General features: G+C 69.0%; 1 pseudogene. It reads left to right on the top strand.

Features of this window, described 5'->3' with window-relative positions:
- Positions 1–765: pseudogene (locus tag ABTU92_RS30545) on the top strand (hypothetical protein); the annotation flags it as partial.

Here is a 765-nt window from a genome sequence, read left to right as displayed (position 1 = left end):
GCCTATACGAAGGCCGAGGTCGACACAGCGCTCGCGGCGCTCAAGGGGGGCGCGCCGGCCGCCTACGACACGCTCGTCGAGATCGCCACATGGATCGCGAACGACGAGACGGCCGAGGCCGCCATCACGGCCGCCCTGGCACAGCGGCTCCGGCTCGACGCGGCCGGCGGCTACAGCCCGGCGCAGCAGCTGCAGGGGCTGACCAACCTCGGCATCGCCGACCTGTCGCGCACGATCTTCAGCAAGGCCGACCGGTGGTCGGTCGCGTTCGTGCGGACGGCCCCCGGCACGGTCAGCTTGAAGGCCTGGACTGTGATCGAGCTGGGCGGCATCCTGTTCACGTTCGCGGCACAGACCGCCGTGCAGATGCCGACGCTCACCGCCGGTACCGACTACGCGATCTACCTGTGCTCGGATGGGACGCTGCGGGCCGACAGCTCGTTCACGGCCCCGACCGGCTACACCGTTGCCAACAGTCGGTGTATCGGCGGGTTTCATTACGCCCCAGGATCGAACGCGCCTGCCCAGGCGGGTGGTGACGCGACGCCTCAGATCAATCCCTACTCGCTCTGGGACATCAAGTTCCGGCCGGCCTGCAGCGACCCGCGCGGCATGGTGTTGATCGAGGGCGCGTGGTGGTGCGACATCTACTTGACCGGCGTCGACCATCATGCGAACGGCACGTCCCGCTACAACGTCGCGATCGCCGACGGGTCGAGCCCGCCGAAGATCCCGACCTCGTTCGGCGGCAACGGCTCGGCCACC

This window comes from Rhodoplanes sp. SY1, from assembly GCF_046000175.1.
Taxonomy (GTDB): Bacteria; Pseudomonadota; Alphaproteobacteria; order Rhizobiales; family Xanthobacteraceae; genus Rhodoplanes.
This window is presented reverse-complemented; position numbering and strand designations above follow the sequence as displayed.